The sequence below is a fragment of the Candidatus Methanogranum gryphiswaldense genome (genome assembly GCA_019262145.1).
GTDB lineage: Archaea > Thermoplasmatota > Thermoplasmata > Methanomassiliicoccales > Methanomethylophilaceae > Methanogranum > Methanogranum gryphiswaldense.
This window is the reverse complement of the sequence record CP076745.1, coordinates 963908-986093: the sequence shown is the minus strand read 5'-3', so window position 1 is coordinate 986093 and position 22186 is coordinate 963908. Positions and strand designations below refer to the sequence as shown.

Here is a 22186-nt window from a genome sequence, read left to right as displayed (position 1 = left end):
CTCTCCGTTCGCCTTGGTATTCTTATCGGAATAGTATCACCAGTAGTCCGTAAATACCTTCAATCAATGTCGGTTATATCGGCAGTTCATTCTGCGAGAGGCGAACATATGTCAAATGAATCTTCATTCAATAATGTGCCTGGCGGTCCGAACAATACGGATAAGCTTGGTTTTGAAACACTTCAGCTGCATGCCGGACAGGAACAACCAGATCCCACCACAGGTGCAAGGGCGGTCCCCATCTATCTGTCGACATCCTATGTTTTCAAGGATGCGAAACAGGCCGCGGACAGGTTCGCACTCAAGGAAGGGGGTAACATATACGGTCGTTTGACAAATGATACGCAACTCGCTTTTGAGAAGCGCATAGCGGCGTTGGAAGGCGGATCATCCGCACTCGCCGTGGCATCTGGCGCGGCAGCACTTACATACACATTCCAGGCACTTGCGGATGCAGGCGATCACATTGTATCCTCCAATAATATCTACGGAGGTACGTACAACACTCTGGCAAACACCCTTCCTGCGTTCGGGATAAAGACGACATTCGTCAATCCAGACAATCTTGATAATTTCGAGAATGCGATCCAGGAAAATACAAAGGCAGTGCTGATCGAAACGTTCGGTAACCCTAATGCAACATTGTACGATATCGACAAACTGGCGAAGATCGTTCACAAGCACAATATCCCGCTGATAGTGGACAACACATTCGCCACCCCGTATCTTTTCAGGCCGTTGGAACACGGTGCGGACATATGTGTCGAGTCTGCGACCAAGTTCATTGGCGGACACGGACTGGTGTTAGGCGGGGTCATAATCGAGAGTGGGAAATTCGATTGGAAAGCGGCTGGCAAGTTCCACAAGATCGTCGATCCCGATCCAAGTTATCACGGCCTTCCGTTCTACAAGACCTTTGGACCGTGCGCATTCACCATGTGGGTCAGAGCCGTGCTTCTCCGTGATACAGGAGCCTGCATATCGCCGATAGCGGCATTTGTTCTCCTTGAGGGGTTGGAGACCCTTTCTTTGCGTGTAGAACGCCATGTACAGAACTCGTTAGCAGTCGTAGAGTATCTAAGCAAACATCCGAAGGTCGCAAAGGTAAACCATCCTTCGCTGAAGAATCATCCCAACCATGCTTTGTATCAGAAATATTTCCCTAAAGGTGCTGGTTCGATATTCACGTTTGAGATCAAGGGGACAAAAGAGGACGCTCAAAAATTCTGTGAGAGTCTGAAATTGTTCTCATTCCTTGCGAATGTCGCAGACATGAAATCCTTGGTGATACACCCTGCAAGCACCACTCATTCGCAGCTAAGTCCGGAGGACCTTGAGGCCGCAGGCATAAAGCAGACAACGATAAGACTATCCATAGGCTGTGAATCGATCCCAGACATCCTTGCGGATTTCGATCAGGCGTTCGATAAATTATGATCCAACGGTCCCTTCTTCACAGGAGGGACCATCTTTTTTTGAAAATATGTCAGAGATATTGGAGTGGGTAGGGTCCGATGAAGCGGAGAATCTTTCCGCAATGGCGCACGAGGTTTTGTTCGAGGTATACACATACGTTTCTGTAGAGGGAATTCAGAGATTTTATGACAAGAATCAAACGCCTGATATCATAAGGAAGCAGATATCGGACGGCTACAAGTACGCTTTCATCATCGATGGCGGTGAGCGCATAGGTTACATCTCGTATGTGGTCGAGGGGGACGAGATGGAGTTCAGCAAGTACTACATCTTGGATGGGCACAGGGGACAAGGCATAGGTTCCATGGTGCTGGACCAGGTGATCTCAATAGCACGCAATCTGAAACTTAAGCGCATTTTCCTTCACGTAAACAAATTGAATGATGGCGGCATACGCATCTACAAACGCAAAGGTTTCAAAGAGGTCAGATTCTGGTCAGGATACAACACAGTGGTCTTGGATATGGAGTTGGTCCTTTGAAGATAAAGTGTGGTCCCCACGAGGGGACCAGAAAATAATTTACTCAAGAAGTTTTTCCCAGCATTTTTCGATGAACTGCATGTCCTCTCTTATCGCATCGTCCCTTTTCATCAGTTGTCCTATAACCAGGGAGATCTGAGCATCTGTGGATGCCAAGGATGTACCTCCGTAGGACCTGCGTCTTTCGACACATGCTTCGACCGTGAGGAATTCGTAAACATCCTTGTCTATCTTTGGACAGAATTTCTTGAATTCTTCGATGGTCAGATCTTCTAGGCGTTTGTTATTTTCAATGCAATATCTCACAGATTCTCCCACTATGCCATGTGCCTCACGGAACGGGACACCTTTGGTCACGAGATAGTCTGCAAGGTCGGTGGCGTTGATGAAACCCTTCTGAGTGACCTCCAGCATCCTATCTTTGTGGTAGTTCGTGGTGAGTATGACCTTGGAGAGCATCTCAGCGGAGTCGGTGACGCTCTGGAGTGCATCCATGACCGCACCTTTGTCCTCCTGCAGGTCGCGGTTGTAGGAAAGAGGGAGTCCTTTGGTCATTACGAGCATGGACACCAATCCTCCGACCGTCGAACCTGTTCTGCCTCTGATGAGTTCCGCGATATCAGGATTTTTCTTCTGGGGCATTATCGATGATCCTGTGGTGTATTTGTCGGCCATCTCGATGAAACCGAATTCCGGGGAGGACCAAATTACAAGTTCTTCACATATCGATGACATGTCGACAGCCGCCATGGCGGCACAGAATGCAAGTTCGGACACGTTGTCCCTCGAGGCAACGGTGTCTATCGAGTTCTCTGTTGGTTCTTTGAATCCAAGGGCCTCGGCGGTCATCTTTCTGTCGATGGGGTATGTGGTACCTGCCAATGCTGCTGCGCCCAGCGGACATTTGTCCATCCTTGCGACAGCATCCATGAACCTGTCAGCACTCCTCCCGAGTCTGAATGCATGGGCGAGGAAATGTTGGGCGAGGGTTATCGGCTGCGCATGCTGCATATGGGTGAAGCCGGGCATGATCGTGGCCCCATTCTCTTCCGCCATCCTTATGAGGCTCATGATGAGGTCGTCGATCTTGTCCGCAGCTTCAAGTGCGCAATCCCTCAGGTACATCCTGAAGTCAGTGGCGACCTGGTCGTTCCTGCTTCTTCCTGTATGAAGTTCTCCGCCAGCCTGACCGATCATGGCCGTGAGTTTGACCTCTATGTTGGTATGGATGTCCTCCAGGTCCCCGTCCATCTCCAGTTCTTCGTTCTCAAGCATCATTTCGATCTTTTTCAGACCATCGATGATAAGGTCGGCATCCTTGGCCGGGATGATCTTACACTTCTTCAGCATCCTGACATGGGCCAATGAGCCCATTATGTCATAGAATGCAAGTGCGGAGTCCACATCCAGAGAGGATGTGAAAAGAAGAGTGGAATCATCCATTTCTTTGTCGAATCTTCCAGACCAAAGTGCCTGTTTTTCCATATTGATCACTTCTTCTGTGCTCTGGCTGCGGTCTGGTCAGGAAGTCCCCAACAATAGATGAACCCAACAGCGGAAGTGTGGTCGAACTGATCTCCCTTGGCGTATGTTGCAAGGCCTGTGTCGTACAGAGAATATTTTGATTTTCTTCCGACGACCGTGCAGTTACCTCTGTAGAGCTTGACACGGACAGTACCGGTAACGAATTTCTGTGTTTCATCGATGAATGCGTTTATGGGTTTGCGTAGTCCGCCGAACCATAGGCCGTAGTAGACTATTTCGGAGAATTTGTGCTCCAGTCCTCTTTTGTATTCGATGACATCTCTGGGGACCGTGAGTGATTCCATCGCACGGTGCGCTTTGATTAATGTGACCGCTGCGGGGCACTCGTATGTTTCTCTGCTCTTGATACCTACCAGACGGTCCTCGACATGATCGATGCGTCCGACACCGTTCTCTCCAGCGATCTTGTCCAATTCATTGATGAGGTCGACACCTTTCATCTTCTTACCGTCGAGAGCGACGGGGATTCCTTCCTTGAACTCGATCTCTATGTATCTGGGTGTGTCAGGGGCTTTCTCAGGGTCGACAGTATGGATCCATACGCCTGCAGGGGGTTCTGCCCATGCGTCTTCCAGGAGTCCGCATTCGCATGATGCTCCCCAAAGGTTCTCGTCTCTGGAGTAGGGATTCTCCTTCTTGACAATGATCTCGATGCCATTCTTCTGTGCATAGTCGATCTCCTCTTCACGTGTCATGACCCATTCTCTCATCGGTGCGATGATCTTCAGGTCTGGATCCAGGGATACTATGCCCACATCGAATCTTACTTGGTCGTTACCTTTGGCCGTGCATCCGTGCGCTATGTATTTTGCCCCTTCTTTCTTTGCTACCTCGACAAGTTTCTTGACGATCATCGGTCTTGCGATGGCGGTACTGAGGGGGTATATGTTCTGATACTCGGCATTTGCCTTGAGTGCAGGCCATACAAAATCATTGACGAATTCGTCCTGAACATCGACGAAATCAGCTTTGACAGCTCCGTTTCTGAGTGCACGTGCGACAATATCATCGCTGCTCGGAGGCTGTCCGACATTTATTGCGACAGCGATCACGTCGAGATTATACTTTTCCTGAAGCCAGCGGATGGCCACTGACGTGTCCAATCCTCCGGAGTAAGCAAGGACTACCTTTTCCTTGGTCTCTTCTTTTGTTGTGCATTTTGGTTTGCATGCCATGTTTATCGGTGTTTGATATTCTTTCAATGTTTATATTATTGTCCTGAATACATGTTTTACTATGGACAAACAGGTGTTGCGAAGGTGAGTATCTGTATGTGTTGTCGGATAATGCTCGTCTAGAGTTTCGGAGGTTCTTTATAAAGCGCTAAGGCCACAGAACATACACAAATCGTGCGTTGTCGTGGACACAGTTGGACGTCATTACATCTGGTGTCTGTTTTGTCTCTGTGACCTCATTGAGTACAGGATGGGCCATAAGTGTATCATTTGCAACGTATTGAAAAGTTCATGTCTGAAATGAAACAATAGATTTTTAATCGGTTTGTCGGTAAACTCACACCTCATGATATGGTGATGATATGACCAAAGTAGGAGTTATCGGAGGCACGGGCTATACAGGAAGTGAACTTTCACGCATCTTGTGTGTACACCCGGAGGTAGAGCTTGCAGCACTGACGTCCCGTCAGAATGTCGGCAAGAAGGTCTCCGACGTACACACGTTCCTCAAAGGGTATCTAGACCTTGAGTTCACAGAGAAGATCTCGGACACAAAGGATCTGGACCTTGTTTTTGTGGCAACGCCTCATGGTGTCGCCATGCAGGAACTTCCCGCTTTGGCCGATTCTGGTGTGAAGGTGATCGACCTTTCTGGCGATTATCGTATGCACGATGTCAAAACATACGAAGAGTGGTATGGGCATCAGCACACGGACCTGGAGCACCTTGAGAAGGCCGTTTACGGACTTCCAGAGTTGTTCCGTGATAAGATCAAGAATGCGGACATAGTTGCCAATCCAGGATGTTATGCGACATCCGCAATATTAGCCTGTGCTCCCCTTATGAAGTCTGGGTTCGTGGAACAGGATATAATCATCGATGCCAAAAGTGGAACTTCGGGAGCGGGAATGGTGCCATCGCCTCGCTTGCACCATCCAACGTGCGGCGAGTCAATAATACCGTATAGCGTGGGGACCCACCGTCACACTCCAGAGATAGAGATGGCGGTTGATATGTTCTCGGGGTCCCATGTGAACGTGATGTTCGTGCCTCAGCTGATCCCGATCGTGCGTGGCATCCTATCATCATGTTATTTCAAACTCAACACGGACCTGGACGATGCCCAGGTCGGAGAGATATTTAAGAAACAGTACGACGGAGAACCCTTCGTACATTATGTAGAGGAGCCATCCATCCGCGCGGTGGTCGGTTCCAACCATGCCCATGTGGCCTCAAAGGTCATCGGGGACAAGGTAGTGGTCTTTGGTGTCATTGACAATCTTGTCAAGGGTGCTTCAGGGCAAGCGGTCCAATGCATGAATCTCATGCTAGGGCTGAAAGAGACCTCGGGTCTCAACCTTCCAGGATTGGGGGTATGAAATGGTAGAATTTATCGACGGAGGAATAACGACTCCCCAGGGATTTAAAGCGGCCGGAGTTCACAGCGGTGTAAAATACCGTGCGTTGGACATGGGTTTGCTGTATTCGGAAGTACCGGCTACAGCTTTCGCTGCATATACATCGAATCAAGTCAAAGCTGCACCAGTACAGGTGATGATGAGTGACAACTCACCAATATTATCCGCTGTTGTCATAAACAGCGGTAATGCGAATGCCCTCACCGGACGCCGCGGAATAGAGGATGCGATGTCAATGCAGAAGGCGGTCGCCGCAGAGTTGAATATCGACCAGAAACAGGTCGGCATAATGTCCACAGGTCTCATCGGACGTTTCATGGACATGCACAAGATCCGTTATGGTATCAGCCGTGCCTGCCATGAGCTTGACGAGGGCCGCGAGGCGGACAGTCTGATCACAGAAGCAATAATGACCACTGATACGATAAAGAAGGAAGCATCGGCCCGCGTACGTCTAGGCGACGGTACATTGGTCTACATATCTGCCATTTCAAAGGGTAGCGGAATGATCGCGCCCCATCTTAAGGTGCTTCACGGTACAACGTTGTCATTGGTCACAACAGATGCTAAGCTCTCGCCCAAGTTCAAGAAGACCTGGCAAACGATCCTGGATGACAGTATGAACATGGTGTCGGTAGACGGTGACCAGTCCACCAACGATACATGTATCCTTTTGGCCAACGGAATGGCAAAAGGAAAGGATGCTGATACCGATCCAGCCTTCATAGAGGCACTTCAGCTCATAATGACAAAGATCGCAAAGACGATCGCGATGGACGGAGAAGGTGCAACGAAGCTCATTGAGGTTCAGGTTACTGGAGCAGAGACAAAGGAAGACGCCCGCATGGCGGTAAAGAAGATCATCAACTCCCCCTTGGTGAAGTCTGCCATATTCGGGTCCGATCCGAATTACGGTCGTATCATGATGGCTCTGGGAAACAGTGGTTGCAATTTCAAATTGGAGGATGTGCATCTGACGATCAAGGGAGGGGACATGGAGGTCCCGATCCTCGATAGTGGCGCACCGGTGTTCCAAGAAGAGCGTTCGGTCGAAGTGGTCCGTATGGCCATGGACAACAAGGAAGTATGCATCTTGTTGGATCTGGGAATAGGAAAGGAATCAGCTACTGGATGGGGCTGTGACCTCACTTATGATTATGTCCGTATCAATGCGGAATATGCAACCTGAGGGTCAGGAATGAAGAACATCTACGTCCTAAAGTTCGGTGGCAATGCGATACGTGGCAAGGAGGACATGATGCGCCTCTCCAACGAGATCGCCCAGCTCATACATGACGGTGCCAAGATAATCCTCGTTCACGGAGGAGGTCCCGAGATCTCCGAGGAGATGGAGAGGAGAGGCATGACCCCTAAGAAGGTCGGCGGTGTGAGGGTCACTGATGCAGATGCTCTCGACGTTGCAGAAGATGTGCTCCGTAAACTCAATGCGGACGTGGTCGAATGCCTTATCGAGGCATCCATCCAGGCACTGGGTTGTGCAGGATACACGTTCACTCTTTGTGAGAAGAAGGCACCGTATACTGTGATGGAGGGCGGACAGGAGGTCACAGTCGATCTGGGGCTCGTCGGAGAGGTCAGCGATGTCGATGTCGATTCGATATTCGACCTGCTGAAGGCCGGCATAACCCCCGTCATATACCCGATCGGCAAGGATGCGTTGGGAAATAAACTGAACGTCAATGCCGATACAATGGCATCTGGTATTGCCGCCGGGGTGAAATGCAAAGAGATGATAACGATCACCGACGTCCCTGGAATACTCACAGACATCAATGACCCGTCATCAAAGATAGACAAACTCACTCTGAAGGAAGTGGATGAACTCATAGCCTCGGGAGTGATCTCGGGCGGAATGATACCGAAGGTGGAGGCCTGTCGCAATGCTTTGAACGCAGGAGTACAGGTCGTCCGCATGGTCAACGGTAAGGATAAAAGAAGCATAGTGACGGACATAATGAAAAATGTCCCTCACGGAACAATAATATTGAAGTGACAATAATGAAATTCGAAGAGATAAAGAATGAAGGTCAGAAGTATCTTTTCCAGAACTACGGACGCATCGATATTTCGTTCACACACGGTGAAGGCGTATATCTCTACGACACCACCGGAAAAAAATATCTGGATCTGGTAGCTGGTATCGCAGTGAATGCTATTGGGTATTCGCACCCGGAATGGGTGGCGAGAGTACAGGACCAGGTAGGTAAACTGATCCACGTATCCAATCTTTACAATGTTGAGGAGCAGGTGATACTGGCCGAGAAGATCGCAAGTATCACTCCCGGCAATCTTAACCGCAGTCTGTTCGTCAACAGCGGGGCGGAGGCAAACGAAGGCGCCCTCAAAGTAGCTGTCCGTTACACCGGACGTTCGAAGGTGGCATCTGCGTTGAATGGTTTCCACGGACGTACAGCAGCATCGCTGGGAGCCACGGGACAGACCAAGTATCAGAAGTCTTTCGAGCCTCTAATCAGTCACGCTTATCACTATTACGAGTATGACGATGAGGAATCACTCAAATCCATAGTGGACAAGGATACGGCCGCAGTGATGATTGAACCCATACAAGGAGAGGGCGGCGTTGTCGTGGCAAAACCAGCGTTCTACAAGGCGGTGAGAGATGTCTGTAACGATACTGGTGCGATAATGATCGTTGACGAGGTGCAGACAGGAATGGGCCGCACCGGAAAATGGTTCGGCACACAGAATTACAATGTCATACCGGACATAATAACGATGGCAAAGGGGCTCGGCGGAGGAGTACCGATAGGGGCCGTAGTGACCACCAACGAACTTTCTTCAGTCATGACACCAGGTACACATGGAACCACATTCGGCGGTAATCCTTTGGTATGCACGGCAGGAAGTGCTGTGATCGATATCATGAAGAAGGAACACATCCTCGATAACGTGAATACCGTCGGAGATGCATGGATGAAAGAACTCAAGGCCATAAACAGTCCGAAGATAAAGGATGTACGCGGAAAGGGATTCTTGATCGGCGTGGAAATGGACAGTCCGGAGACCGCGGTCGGCATTCAGAAGTACATGCTCGACAACGGCATCCTCATCAATGTGTGTCACGGAAAGGTCATTCGTCTAATCCCACCTCTTATATTGAAACAAGAACATGTCGCCATGTTCATGAAAATGTTCAAGGAATGTCTCTGAGGTGATATGATGGATGTAGGAACTGCAATAAGGGAGCGCAGGAGTATAAGAAAGTACAAACCGGGAGTGATACCGCAAAAGGACCTGGACCTCATACTTGAGGCTGCAATGATGGCCCCCAGTGCCAGAAACTCTCGTCCGTGGAAATTCACGGTCGTAAGGAATCGCAGCAAAATGGAGAACCTGTCACAGGTCACTCCGTATGTGAAGATGGCCGAACAGGCATCTTGCGCTATCATCATCTCTGGGATACCGTCCCTGTCGGAATTCTGGCAACAGGACTGTGGAGCATCCGTCGAGAACATTTTGCTTGAAGCAAAAGGTCTTGGGTACGGTACTTGCTGGTGTGGATTGTATCCCAACCCAGATCCTGTGGAGCGTGTGAAGAAGCTACTCGAGATCAAGGATTCTGAGCCGATGGCCATTATTGTATTGGGCGTACCAGACGAGTCGCCCTCTCCTCGTGGACATTACGAGCCAGGACGCGTAAGATATTTTGATTGATGATAATCGATATTTTTTCTAAACCATTTAAGACAATTTGTCTGATATGAAACAAAACATATATACTTAGAACGATATTCATCTATTATGTCCAAAAATGTGTCTAAGGAGAGTTTGGCCGAAAGAACCAGGATCTATATTGACGCCCATCCGAGCATCAAGGACTGTGTTGCGAAAGGCCTGATAAACTATTCTTCACTGGCAAGAATGATAATGAAGGACCTCGAGGTTGATAATGAGGAGGCCGTCATGATCGCATGTCGCCGTTATGCAGGCAAACTGAACACGACCACCGACCACGAACTCAGCATTCTCAAGATCCTCAAGGACAGCAGGCTGGAGATGAGGACCAAGACGTGTATCGTCACAGCGAAGAACGATTGGACAGTTCTTCATAAGATGGACAATCTCTTCAAGGACCTTTGGAATGAGAATTCGATCATGCAGTGTGTTCAATCCGCATCAGCTGTCACCATCATAGCGGACCGTATGTTGAAGGACAGGATCATGGACACCGTCGGAAGATTCAACATCATAAAGATCAGAGAGAACCTGGTTGAAATAGCCGTGAAATCTCCGGAAAAGATAGTCGATACCAGCGGGGTCATAGCGTTCCTTATAACGAACCTGTCCGACGCCGGCATCAACATAGAGGAGACCGTCAGCTGTCATACGGATACGATCTTCATTGTCGGAGAGGCTGACATGATCAATGCGTATTCTGTTCTGACCAAGTGCATCCAATCTGCTGAACAGATCGTCAACAGCAAATAAGATCAATGGGGCCAAGGCCCCTCTTCAATTTTTCATCATCAGATCACTGTTATCAGTGATATCCTTTCCAACTTCTAACAATGAATCTTACAGATTTACTTGATTTCCAAATAAGTCAAATATATCATAAATTATTGTTTTTTAAGCTTTTAACACGCATATAGCTAATGGTTATTATGGTAATAACAATAGCCGCGATCAATATTTGTAAAATAATGTCGTCTGTAAGAAGGATTATCGCATATCCAATCAAAATTCCAACTGTACCAGGTAAAAATAAAAATATACCGCGTTTGAGTGCGTCTTTTTTTCCATTCATATCTTGATGCATCCCAATATGAGTCCAATACTAGCAACTACATACAGATTTAAATGGTTCTCCAGGTCTTTTTTTCACAAAGACAAAATATATGATATGTGATGTACCACCATGTTGGACAGAGAATCTCAATACGATGATTGGGATAAAGAAGTTCTTGATTTTCATAGGGAATCGTTATTCGATAGATATGATGATCTCAGGGGCACGGACAACGGCATGTACGATCGCGTTTCTGTATCGCTTTTGTTCAACAGCATAATATTGACGACAACAGCGACGTTGGTGGCTGTCAATGATTTCAATTACGGAAGTAAGTTTATTCTGACATTCGGTATGATCTCATTGGTCCTATCGCTTTCATTGTCAATGGTCGTTGTATTCCCTCATTCCAATTATAGGAAGTTGGACGCTGATAGGTTTGACAATTACAAACATGACATGGTCAGCATGCGGATCCTCATGATGGAGGATCTGGAGCAGGGCATAAAAATCAAAGAGGCAACGGTAAGCAGGAAATTGAAATTCCTCAGATTCTCGTCAATGGCGTCATTCATAGGTATAACCTGTATTGCATCGGCCATGATCTTGGATATGTTCATGTGAATTGCTTTTCAAGATTCATGCTAAGATAAGACACAATTTAAGATCGGTATAACTACATTTACTTGAAAATTAATGAGAATGGACCATTCGATCGATCACAATATCAAGAACTATTATAAGCTGTCAAAACAATGCATAATCTGCTCTTGTGTTTTCAGTATGAACAAGGTGTCATTGTAATGTCTTTTTTAGAACATCTGCTTTAAATAGGGGTAATGCTAACCCCAGAATTGTAAGGGTCCGATATCTCGCACGGACTTTTTAGGACCGTGACATGACTAATTTCACAGATTTGGGACTCAACGTAAAGATTTTGAAAGCAATAGGGGACATGGGATGGACAGAACCAACCCCAGTCCAGATAGAAGCAATACCTGTAGGGATCGAGGGTAGGGACATCCTTGCCCAGGCACAGACAGGTACTGGCAAGACTGCGACATATGGTACAATAATAATGGAAAGGATCGCTCCAGGGATGAAGAAGCCCTCAGCGATCATACTCTGCCCTACAAGGGAACTTGCAGCTCAGGTAGAGGAGGAGCTTTACAAGCTCTCCAGTTACACCAGGCACAGAAGCGTGGCGATATACGGTGGTTCAAGCTACAGCGCTCAGTTCGCTAACCTTAAGAGAGGAACTGACATCGTTGCCGGAACCCCAGGACGTGTAAAGGACCTGATTGAGAAAGGTGTCCTCGACGTAACATGCATCAAAGAGGCCGTACTCGATGAGGCGGACCGTATGCTCGACATGGGTTTTGAAGAGGAGGTCAATTTCATTATGGACTCCTTACCCAAGGAGAGACACACAATGCTCTTCTCTGCTACCATGGCAGATGAGATCATGCGCATGGGCGGACGTTTCATGATCGACCCATTGGAAGTACGTGTATCAAAGGATGAACCATGTTCTGACCTTGTAACGCAGTATTTCATTCCAGTTTCCAGAGGAGGAAAGCACGAGAGACTCGAGATGATCTTGTCATGCAACTCCCCTAAGACAATTGTATTCTGTCAGACCAAGAAGATGGTCGACGAGCTGTTCGAAGAGCTCAGCGAGAAATACAAAGTGGGCGAACTCCACGGCGATATGCCTCAGATGAAGAGAGAGAAAGTTATCAGGAACTTCAAATCTGACAGATTCCAGGCTCTTATCGCGACAGATGTTGCCGCAAGAGGCATCGATGTCAACAACATCGACGTTGTCGTCAACTATGATGTTCCTTCAGATCCAGAGGTCTATCTCCACCGTATCGGAAGGACCGGAAGGGCAGGCAAAGAAGGTATCGCGATATCCTTCGTCACAAAGATGGAGGACAACCGCGTAAGGATGTATGAGAGAGAGACCGGAAAGAGGATCCATAAGATGAGGATGGAAGATCTCATCTCGATCATGTCCGGAAATCTCGCTCAGGCGCCTGTACCCGAGGTTAAAGTGGTCAAGGTTATCCCGTCCAAGACAGAGACCGAGAGACAGGAGATGGTCGCATTGCAGATCAACCTCGGAAAAGAGGATGGTTACGGACGCGTGCAGATATCAGATGTTGTGAAGAAGTCCGCAAAGCTCACCGACGATCTTGTCGGAAGAGTAGGGCTCGGCAGCACAACATCATATGTCGAGATCAAAGGGGACTATGCCGAGATGACACTCAAGGCATTGTCCAACAAGAATCTGAATGGCAAGAGGATATCGGTACAGATCGCACCCAACAAGGTGCCCTATTCTGATAAGGAGTGCACAAAAGTCGCTCGTAAGGGCGACGGCTTCTCCAACAGGGCTGTTCAGGGAGCAGAGTGATTTTATCTGAATAAAACGATGGTCGGCATATGGACATCTATGACCGTATGAAGGCAGGAGAGCCCATAAGGGCGTCTGATGCCGACCATCAAAAAGTATTGGACGGATACTCTCGCATGATGAGGATAACCGCGGAGATAAACTGCGGTTATCACGATGCTGCAGAGATCAGGAGACTCGTCGGGGAGCTCACTTGTTCAAAACTTTCTGAAGATGTTACTATAATCCCACCTTTTTATTCAGATTGGGGATAGTTCCTCAAATTCGGAAAGAATGTTTTCATCAATGGTGGATGTTATTTCCTGGACCAGGGTGGCATAACGATCGGTGACGATGTAATGTTCGGACCTGCAGTGAAACTTGTGACGTCGAACCATCCATTGGATCCGAGTGACAGAAGGGCAGTGATATCATTGCCCATCGTGATAGAGAAGAATGCTTGGATCGGGGCAGGTGCGATCGTATTGCCGGGCGTGACCATAGGTGAGAACTCAGTCGTGGGCGCTGGGTCTGTTGTAACAAAGGACGTTCCCCCAAATACTGTGGTAGTGGGTAATCCTGCGCGTGTAATCAAGACCATTGCGTGAAATTAAGATGTCTGGAACATCATTATTTCATTACGGTGATTATTGCAACGATCACTGTTACGATCACAATGAATGCGATCACACCTATGGCAAAGTAATCCCTGGTGTTCAATTGTCTCATGGAGAGCAAGTATTGTGGGACCACATAATAAAGAATATGGTCCGATCATTTCTGTATCCAGCAATAGACAGGTATATATCCTGAATTATTGCTTAACTTCATATGGACGACGCAAATGTTTTTCCTACAAAATTCGGTAATGTGTTTTGGGCCATAATGGCCATGATAGGCTTTGTCGCCGTTGTATTCTATATAATATTCAGGGGAGAGTTCGTTTATACCCTTCCGATGTTCTTCGTGATCATTTTGTTGATAGTCCTTTCTGCCCATGGCACCAAGTACATATTCGATAAAGACAGACTGGTCATCAAATGTCCTTTGACCTTCAGTGAGCCACCTGCTATACCGTATCCATCGATCAAGAAGATAGAGGACAAGAATCTTTGGAAATATTCCTTGGGGTTCTCATCGGACTCCGTATTCATATATCATGGCACAGACGGATTCGTAGCTGTATCTCCAAAAGATAAACAGGAGTTCATTCGCATACTCAGGGATCACTGTCCTAAGGCCAAATTTGAAGCTGAGAAAGAATCTGAAAAAGAATGAAACCTTTTTTAAATCATTTCAATTCGTTTTCAGCAATCTCGACCTTGATCCCTATTCTTTTATAGTAAGTATCCACGATCCAGGATACTTCCGTAAACTGTGATAAAAATATAAGGTGAGGGAGGTCGTCCCTCGTTTTTACTGGCTAAGGTCAACCTTGAAGGCTTTGCTGCTATCCGATCCGTCATTGTATCCTGTCAGATGCATCACACCTTCGCTGTCGATCACCGCTGTCTTACTTTCGAACATCACGTTGTCACAATATGATATTACCAAGTTGGGTTCATCGATATCGCTGTCGAATATCATGTACCCTACAAGTCCGTAGGATTCTTCGTTAATTACAACAGTACCAGAGAACAGATTTAGATACTGATCTTCGATGGAGATCGTCATATTGCCATATGTTCCTACGTTACCATCCTTGTCCATACAGATTGAATATGTGGATGTCCACACAGTACCTTCAAGGTCAAGGCTGCCGGGGATTATCGGGGAGGACCCATCCAGCGTATAGATGCGGTCAGCGGCAACACGTTCTCCAGTGTACTCAGAATCAGTTACGGTCGTTGTTGAAAGATAGAGTACGCCGTCCAATAGTTTCACCTCATATACAAGTCCGGTCTCATCCATTATGATAGCTCTGCTGGATATGTTGTTCGCGCTTATGTGGTATATGCCAATGAACTTCTTGTCGACCAGTACTCCGTCAACTTCCTGTTCCATGGTTCCAGTTACGAACGGTCCCATCTTTTTTATTGTTATATTCCGGCCTAATAGATCATCTGCGGTCCCGTCGATGTATTGGAAAGAATATCCATCGGGCGATGTCCAATCACTAGCAATTCCATCGTCCTCGACGGACGATAATCCTGATAACATGTAGGATGTGGAGTAGATAGACCTCCAGACCTGGATGATTCCGTTTTCGTTGTAATAGAGTTCCTCGGACAAGAACACGTTATCTGCTGTAAAACGTCCAGTAAAGAATAAGGATAGTCCTTCATCCGTTGTCACAGTGAATCTTAAAACGCCGCCCTCATACGTACCGGCGATCTTTACATCTTCGAAATATCCATTGAACATGCCGTCCTCAGCATTTAGAATGGTCAGATCATAAAGTTCTTCCATATTGTATCCAGTTGTCGAATAATATATCTGGTCATCAATGTCGATACCGATGGAAGAAAGACACGACCAGTGACCTACAAGTGTATCTGGCTCTATCGGTTCGTCAGTTACTTGTGTGAACACAGTACTTGTGAGCTCTTTCCCGTCATCGGACCATTCGTTGAAATAGATCTTCCCATCGATGATGGTCCCGATCCCGTAGATGTCCATTTCGGAATATTTTCCTGATATGCATATAGTGACTGGTGATGAACCATAGAGATAGGCTGTCATTTCATGGCTGTACCCTCTGTAATCCATCGTACCTGAAAGGATAGAACCTTCCTGTGTATCAAAATTGATGATGTAGTCGATGTAGATATCAGACACAGTATTATCATATGCGACCATGGAGCTTTCCCATCTCCATGATGTTTCAGCCAGGTCTGCTTCCACATTCAGAGAGGATGAATCGCCATCCCGGGTGTATGATCTTTCTACAGATCCAAGCAAGTATTCTTCTGTTTCCATGGTGTCGAGGATGTTAGTGCGGAGTACGATCTGTCCATCTTTCATAAGGACGGTCCAATTCACACCGTATTCATCCAACATGTATCCGATGCGGTAACCGTCATTGTCGATATTTGTAAAGGCACCAGTTATATCGGTGTTTTCTATCTGGCTGTCTTTCATTTGTTCCATATTACCGTAAAATACGGACCCCATCTGTTCTGTTATGGTCAGGGAATCACCGCTGATCTGGACAATATTGCCCTCGATCAATGCGTATGCAGATACGACCTCCCAGTCGCCCATGATGTCCGTGACCGATGGATTGGAAGGAACAGCATTGATGTCCTGTGAATAAACAAGATATCCGCCCTTCATGTTACCGCCATATTCAGTGCATGAGGCGTAGATCATGTTGCCGGATATTGTCCCATAGAACCAAGTGGTGTAATCATCGTACACACCTGTGAAGACAATGGTATCGTCTGAATAACTTCCGGTGATCTCGCCGTTCTGGTATATGCCAGTGAATATTCCTTTTTCACAACCTATTATGTTTATGCCGTAGTCGAGGGACATCGAGCTCTGATCGACGGAGCGATAGATGCCGTCATCATAGATGTAGTAACCAACTTGGTACCAATATCCGGTAAGATCGGTCTCATCGTCATTCGATTGCTGTGATACTCCGAAAGCATAGCATCCGGCTCCGATTAGTGCCGCCAATACGACCGTTATAATGACGTATTTGCTTTTATCATCCATGAGTCAACTAGGTCGTTGAAAATTATAAATCTGTTCAATACTGGATAACAACGATTTGAGCGGTGTCATCGTATATCGTTAGATCAATTCATTATTTTATGGATTTCAGTCATCGACTGTAAGTCAAAAAGTAAGAATGTTGTGACTAATTGCCGTGAACAGTGTTTCCACCTATATCGCTAAGCACAAATGGATAGAGCCCGAGATAATCGAACGCCCACGGCAAATCTAATATACAGTTGGATGTAATCAAATACTTTTCGATTAGTTTTGTACAAATTTTTATCTTGCAACTAATTGTGTATCTATGACCGATGATTCAATAACTTTGGACGCGCTTATCGTTGTTGTGCCTACCTTTGAGGAAGTCGTTAAGGACGCAGAGAAAGGAGAGCTGAAAGCTCAGTTGTATGTTGGTACAGCCTATGCTGAAGGCCATGTGGTGAAGAAGGATCCCAAGAAGGCCTTCAAATGGTATATGAAGGCGGCCGAGCAAGGAAGTGCTGAAGGTCAATTAGCTGTTGCTGTAATGTACATGAAAGGGGAAGGGGTAAAGAAAGACCCTTCGAAGTATCTGGAATGGTGCGGCAAGGCTGCAGAGCAGGGGCTTGAGCAGGCGCAGTTCTATTTGGGGCTCACCTACGAGAGAGGTGACGGTGTGAAGGAGAACACCGCAAAGGCAGCTGAGTGGTATGAGAAGGCCGCAGCACAGGGCAATCTAGAGGCGAAGTTCAGATTGGGTACAATGTACCTCACAGATCCCGACAGAGAGGATTTCAGCAAGGCGCTGGAACTTCTGACAGCGGTCGCGGACGAGGGCCACAAATTTGCTCAATACGACCTGTATCTGATGTATACTTTGGGCCTCGGTATGAAATCGCCGGATGATTTTAGGGCATTCCAGTATCTCAAGAAGGCCGCGGTGGAGAAATGTCCGGATGCCTTGTTCTCTTTAGGATGTACATACGACCATGGCGGTCCGCATGCTATGCAGGACCGGAAGAAGGCCTTTGAATGTTATGAGAGGGGGGCCTCCGTCGGTCATCCCAGGTGCATGGCCGCGGTAGGCACAGCATATATGTTCGGTTTCGGTGTGGATCAGGACCAAAGGAAAGCAGTGATCTATCTTTCAAAGGCCGTGGAGAAAGGTTCTTTGGAATCCATGAACAATCTGGGACTTCTGTATCTCAACGGTGTCGGTGTCCTTAAGGACACGAAGAAGGCCTTTGATCTGTTCAGTAAAGCATCTGCGGGAGGATTTGCTGAATCATCCTCCAATCTTGGTTCTATGTACGCCATGGGCATTGGTGTCAAGGCAGATAGGGCAAAGGCCAAAGAAATGTTCGAACTTGCTTTGAATGGCGGTTACGAACCTGCTAAATACAATCTTGAGGCACTCGAGGCTGGTGCAAAGGATTCTAAGATGTACATAGATGACGGTGAGTCATACAAATCATTCAAGATAATCGGTAAGGAATGATAATTGGGCACATCTGATGGACTTTGCAGTCAAGACAAAAATTTGCGATCAAGTTGGAGCGATCTCAGAGATCTGAACAACGTACATGCCGATCGTGAAGTACAGAACTCAGTCTTTATTGTTGTAATCTGCTACGATCTTGCGGTAGAGCATATCCACGGCTTCGGATGGTGATGACCCCTGTTCTTGAAGGATCCTTTCTGCTTCCGCCTTCAGTATCGGATCTATGCGGGCGTAGACGGCCGCGGTCTTCTTCCTTGACGGCGTTCCAGATAGGACCTCATCGCATAATGATTCGATATACTCGTTGTATTTCATCTTCCTCTGTCTGGCCAATGCGCGTACAAGATCTGTGGTACCGGAGCCGTATTGCGACGACTTCTTTTTCCTGGTTGTAAGGAACGGATATCCGAGGTCCATTGCGATCTCTTTCAATACCGATTTCCTGGAGTCCATGTCCGTGGGTCTGAGTATTTCGGGGTCTATCTTCTTTATCTCGGATACAACAGCGTCGTCCATATAGGGATAGATCAATTCCTTCTTGAAATGTGCCGCGATCCTTCTCTCGCAGGGGACGGAAACATCTATAAGCCTTCCGACCGCAGAATCCTTCAGGACCTCGTAATCCTCATCAGGCTGGTCTATGAATTTGGCGCACCCCATGAAGTATTCGTCCGCGCCTTGGCCGGTGACGATATAGTCCTCTTTCGCCGTCATGCACACGCAGTACAATTGTAGTTCGTATGAGAGGGTGAATGGGTCTGTGGTATCCGTGGCGACCATCATTTCCTTGAGGCGTTCCTCGATGTCGTTTATTGATATCCTAGCGTGCACCCACGGGAGTTCCAGTTTCTCGGAGAGTTCTCTTGCCATGAGGACATCGTACGCTTTGTCGGTGCCGCATGTGTAAAGCGTTACCGAATTGGCGTATCTCTTGGATATTGCCGACACCAGTCCCGAATCCAGTCCGCCGGAGAATGCCACACCTATGTCCTTCCCTTCGACGTTTTTCTTGATTACGTTGACGATAGAATCTTCCAATGAGCTGTATCTGAAGGACATGTTGCGGGAACGAAGGTTTGGGATTATTTAACTGTGATTGAGGGCACAGCATACTTTATTATCTGATCATTCACGAAGGTGATAATGTACCTTTGAAGTGATTGTGTATTTTGAGGATACCATGTGTTTGTACAATTATCAAAAATGGTTGCGTATAAACGTATATCAAGTGGAAAGTACAAGAATCATAGGTCAGATGGATGCTATGTAAATTAACAATGTAAACGTCAAATACGAGATCGATTTGGGTCTCTGAGAAACCATGTGGAAATAAAATCACGAAAATGCAATAGTCACTATCACGAAAACGCTATATTATACAAGGGGGAAGGAAAATACATCTTTTTCTTATTCAAGTGAAAAATTGAGTTTTTCACTCAATATTGATGCAAGGCCGAGCATGATTACGACGATATGTAGGGGAGAGATAGGCATCAGATGATGGGAAGAAGCAATGCAGACATATCGTAACGGCAACTGTTTTGTGGAAGTGCGCCTTCCACATCAGTTTTTGCTGAAAGAGACAAAGTATTCGTTTGACGATATGACTAATTTTGATAAACAGGTCATTGAGAAAGCTACGAACAGAACAATTTTCTTCGATGGAAAGGAATGTGTACGGCCGATATCGGCAAATCAAAGATGCGTGCGCATTTGTTCCAAGAACATCGGCATGAAGGTCGTGCTTCTCTTCTTCTGGTGTGCTGTGTGTGTCTGCTCTTGAAAGATCATTTATCTCATCTAATCATATTCTTTTCGAATTTGAACATATAATCTCCCTGTTCTGCTGGCATTCCGCCAACTCCCTCGGGAGAATTAGGGTCACGATGGAACGGACCGTAGAATTCAACGATGTGGAAACCGCATTTGTTCACGTAGAAATGGATGTTCCTTTTCTCAAAATAAGGTGTGCATGTTTCCCAAACATTGATCTCGGGATGCATATCTTCGAGGGCCTTCCAAATGGCGTATCCGATTCCCGATCTTTGTTGATCTGTATTTACAAACAACAAATCTAGATGGCCGTGGTGTGCATCAGCATCGATATTTATGACGGCTCCACCGCATGGGGTCCCGTCGGCGATAGCCCAGTAGGCTTCAGCTCCCTTTGCGTTCAGCGAATCATTTATATCCTTCTCTGGAAGGATAGTTTCTTCGCATTTTCTGAATTCCGTTTCGAAGCCGAATTGGAACGCTTCTTGCACATCGTGTTTGAATGTGGCTACACCCTGTTCTTTTAAAGGTAGCATCGTAACGATCATTTTCATCGTGGAATGCTTGCAGATTGTATATTTATCTGTGATGCTTTTTGACGATTTCTTGACAGAATTCGGTCAAAGATCAAATATGAACATACATGAATAGAAAAATAAATCACCATTTTTCAAAAGGATAAGAAGAAGTGGAGCCACCTGAGGAATTCGAATCCCCGACCTGCTGATTACAAGTCAGCCGCACTACCGGGCTATGCAAAGGTGGCTTTGAATCGACGGTATGGGTATCTTGTTTTTAATGGTTTTCATGTTATCATCGATAAATAATGATATAAATCCAAGTGCTGGATAGGTGATCGCACATTATTTTTCTTATTCGATGCATCCTCGGAGGATGATACGGCGTATCGTTATTGGATGACCATATGATGAGAAATTATGTGTCTGTCATTGTTTTGACCCCATAATTATTATTCACGATACTGGATTCGCATAAAACGATGAGGTTTGAAGATCCTTGTTGGGCGATAACTTTAATATAAAGTAGAGTATCGCCAAATCTATTACATTCATTAATAAATGGTGAATAATCATGGCAGACGTTAAGAAAATGATCCGCATGGACTACAAGGCATACTTTGCCGACACAGAGAGACTCTACGACACCACCGTCGAACAGGTCGCTAAAGACGCAGGAATATACAACGAGAAATACCACTACGCCCCAATGGCATATGTGGTAGGTTCCAAGAAGCTCTTCCCCGCACTCGAGAAAGCCCTCGAGACCGCAGAGGTTGGAAAGGAGATCGAGGTCGCCGTTCCATGTGAAGAAGCAGCAGGTGTAAGGGACCCCAAATTCATCGAGATCTATCCGATCAGAGAGTTCTACAAGCAGGAGATCAACCCCTACCCAGGACTTCAGGTCACACTCGGCAACAAATCCGGAATAGTCATGTCCGCAGGTGCAGGCCGCGTAAAGGTCGATTTCAACAACCCCCTCGCAGGACACGATCTCCTCTACAAGATCACTGTCACAGAGATCATCGAGGAACAGGTCGAGAAGGCGAAGGCCATCATCGAGCTCAACTTCGGCGATGCTGTGGGATTCGAGTTTGCATTCCCCGGTGACAAGGTCGTTGTGACACTCCCCGAGGTCACAAAGTTCCACCAGGAATGGCCCGTTGCAAGGTTCAAGATCGTCTCGGAACTTCGTGAGGCATTCAGTGTCGACACAGTCGAGTTCATCGAGATCTGGTCCTTGGCAAAGAAATGAGATCACAGCCAGTGAATATCACTGGCGTCCATCCATAAACCTTTTATCCAATAACCTTTTAGCCTCAGATAACTCGCGGGCAGGTGGCCTAGTCTGGATATGGCGGCAGCCTCCTAAGCTGCAAGCCGAGGGTTCGAATCCCTTCCTGCTCGCCTCTTCGTCTTCTATTACATTTGTCTGGGTTTTTTTCCTGAAAGGTTCGTTCAAGATAATTTCCAATATGCATTTTG

Annotated in this window: 21 protein-coding genes and 2 tRNA genes; 17 read left to right on the top strand and 6 right to left on the bottom strand. The window is 46.8% G+C overall.

The genetic code is table 11. The annotated features are described in order from the left end of the window. The first annotated feature begins 66 nt into the window (after positions 1 to 66). Positions 67 to 1437, top strand: a complete 1371-nt coding sequence (locus tag KRP56_05040) for an O-acetylhomoserine aminocarboxypropyltransferase/cysteine synthase (GenBank protein ID UAL07209.1) — start codon at positions 67 to 69, stop codon at positions 1435 to 1437. Positions 1438 to 1483: 46 nt separating this feature from the next. Then, positions 1484 to 1957 (top strand): GNAT family N-acetyltransferase, encoded by a 474-nt coding sequence (locus tag KRP56_05035; protein ID UAL07208.1) that lies wholly within the window; start codon positions 1484 to 1486, stop codon positions 1955 to 1957. A 39-nt stretch (positions 1958 to 1996) separates the two neighbouring features. Here KRP56_05035 and argH read toward each other — a convergent pair whose 3' ends face one another. Together argH and KRP56_05025 are read right to left on the bottom strand one after the other, a co-directional pair. Next, on the bottom strand, positions 1997 to 3451 hold the full coding sequence (gene argH / locus KRP56_05030) for an argininosuccinate lyase (protein UAL07207.1): 1455 nt from the start codon (positions 3449 to 3451) through the stop codon (positions 1997 to 1999). Then, positions 3448 to 4677 (bottom strand): argininosuccinate synthase, encoded by a 1230-nt coding sequence (locus KRP56_05025; protein ID UAL07206.1) that lies wholly within the window; start codon positions 4675 to 4677, stop codon positions 3448 to 3450. The genes argH and KRP56_05025 overlap by 4 nt, the downstream gene beginning before the upstream one ends. Positions 4678 to 5039: 362 nt before the next feature. On the opposite strand from KRP56_05025, the gene argC reads away from it, so the two are divergent. The 11 genes from argC (at position 5040) to KRP56_04970 (ending at position 14542) form a co-directional block, all read left to right on the top strand. Then, the gene (gene argC / locus KRP56_05020) at positions 5040 to 6056 is read left to right on the top strand and encodes an N-acetyl-gamma-glutamyl-phosphate reductase (GenBank protein ID UAL07205.1); all 1017 of its coding nucleotides are present in this window, start codon (positions 5040 to 5042) and stop codon (positions 6054 to 6056) included. A gap of 1 nt (position 6057) precedes the next feature. Next, positions 6058 to 7284: a bifunctional ornithine acetyltransferase/N-acetylglutamate synthase gene (gene argJ, locus KRP56_05015; protein ID UAL07204.1), complete on the top strand. Its 1227-nt coding sequence runs from the start codon at positions 6058 to 6060 to the stop codon at positions 7282 to 7284. A gap of 9 nt (positions 7285 to 7293) precedes the next feature. Continuing rightward, positions 7294 to 8109 carry an acetylglutamate kinase gene (gene argB / locus KRP56_05010; GenBank protein ID UAL07203.1) on the top strand — a complete coding sequence of 272 codons (816 nt, stop codon included), beginning with the start codon at positions 7294 to 7296 and terminating at the stop codon, positions 8107 to 8109. A gap of 5 nt (positions 8110 to 8114) precedes the next feature. Then, positions 8115 to 9287 (top strand): acetylornithine transaminase, encoded by a 1173-nt coding sequence (locus KRP56_05005; protein UAL07202.1) that lies wholly within the window; start codon positions 8115 to 8117, stop codon positions 9285 to 9287. Positions 9288 to 9293: 6 nt separating this feature from the next. Beyond that, entirely contained in the window at positions 9294 to 9791 is a 498-nt protein-coding gene (locus KRP56_05000) for a nitroreductase family protein (GenBank protein ID UAL07201.1), read from the top strand. A gap of 87 nt (positions 9792 to 9878) precedes the next feature. Continuing rightward, positions 9879 to 10565: an ACT domain-containing protein gene (locus tag KRP56_04995; GenBank protein UAL07200.1), complete on the top strand. Its 687-nt coding sequence runs from the start codon at positions 9879 to 9881 to the stop codon at positions 10563 to 10565. Positions 10566 to 10995: 430 nt separating this feature from the next. Beyond that, the gene (locus KRP56_04990; GenBank protein UAL07199.1) at positions 10996 to 11490 is read left to right on the top strand and encodes a hypothetical protein; all 495 of its coding nucleotides are present in this window, start codon (positions 10996 to 10998) and stop codon (positions 11488 to 11490) included. Positions 11491 to 11764: 274 nt separating this feature from the next. After that, entirely contained in the window at positions 11765 to 13285 is a 1521-nt protein-coding gene (locus tag KRP56_04985) for a DEAD/DEAH box helicase (GenBank protein UAL07198.1), read from the top strand. 29 nt (positions 13286 to 13314) lie between these two features. Continuing rightward, positions 13315 to 13539 (top strand): hypothetical protein, encoded by a 225-nt coding sequence (locus KRP56_04980; GenBank protein UAL07197.1) that lies wholly within the window; start codon positions 13315 to 13317, stop codon positions 13537 to 13539. An 84-nt stretch (positions 13540 to 13623) separates the two neighbouring features. Beyond that, a complete protein-coding gene (locus KRP56_04975; protein ID UAL07196.1) occupies positions 13624 to 13872 on the top strand; it encodes a hypothetical protein in 249 nt (82 codons plus the stop codon). Positions 13873 to 14095: 223 nt separating this feature from the next. Continuing rightward, the gene (locus KRP56_04970) at positions 14096 to 14542 is read left to right on the top strand and encodes a PH domain-containing protein (GenBank protein ID UAL07195.1); all 447 of its coding nucleotides are present in this window, start codon (positions 14096 to 14098) and stop codon (positions 14540 to 14542) included. 138 nt (positions 14543 to 14680) lie between these two features. Here the strand turns inward: KRP56_04970 and KRP56_04965 are convergent, their stop codons facing one another. Continuing rightward, positions 14681 to 16927, bottom strand: a complete 2247-nt coding sequence (locus tag KRP56_04965; GenBank protein ID UAL07194.1) for a hypothetical protein — start codon at positions 16925 to 16927, stop codon at positions 14681 to 14683. Between the two features lie 307 nt (positions 16928 to 17234). On the opposite strand from KRP56_04965, the gene KRP56_04960 reads away from it, so the two are divergent. Further along, positions 17235 to 18407, top strand: coding sequence for a sel1 repeat family protein (locus KRP56_04960; protein ID UAL07193.1), 1173 nt, complete (start codon positions 17235 to 17237; stop codon positions 18405 to 18407). Positions 18408 to 18515: 108 nt separating this feature from the next. On the opposite strand, the gene KRP56_04955 is transcribed toward KRP56_04960, so the two are convergent. Further along, positions 18516 to 19469, bottom strand: a complete 954-nt coding sequence (locus KRP56_04955) for an asparagine synthase (protein ID UAL07192.1) — start codon at positions 19467 to 19469, stop codon at positions 18516 to 18518. A gap of 454 nt (positions 19470 to 19923) precedes the next feature. Between KRP56_04955 and KRP56_04950 the strand changes: the two genes are divergently transcribed. Further along, complete coding sequence (locus tag KRP56_04950; protein UAL07191.1) at positions 19924 to 20193, top strand: hypothetical protein; 270 nt, start codon at positions 19924 to 19926, stop codon at positions 20191 to 20193. A 13-nt stretch (positions 20194 to 20206) separates the two neighbouring features. Here KRP56_04950 and KRP56_04945 read toward each other — a convergent pair whose 3' ends face one another. Both KRP56_04945 and KRP56_04940 read right to left on the bottom strand, forming a co-directional pair. Then, positions 20207 to 20737, bottom strand: a complete 531-nt coding sequence (locus KRP56_04945; protein UAL07190.1) for a GNAT family N-acetyltransferase — start codon at positions 20735 to 20737, stop codon at positions 20207 to 20209. A 135-nt stretch (positions 20738 to 20872) separates the two neighbouring features. Further along, positions 20873 to 20949, bottom strand: a tRNA-Thr gene (locus KRP56_04940). A 323-nt stretch (positions 20950 to 21272) separates the two neighbouring features. Between KRP56_04940 and KRP56_04935 the strand changes: the two genes are divergently transcribed. Next, positions 21273 to 21956, top strand: coding sequence for an FKBP-type peptidyl-prolyl cis-trans isomerase (locus tag KRP56_04935; protein UAL08466.1), 684 nt, complete (start codon positions 21273 to 21275; stop codon positions 21954 to 21956). A 77-nt stretch (positions 21957 to 22033) separates the two neighbouring features. After that, positions 22034 to 22108 (top strand) — tRNA-Arg (locus tag KRP56_04930). The last annotated feature ends 78 nt before the right edge of the window (positions 22109 to 22186 follow it).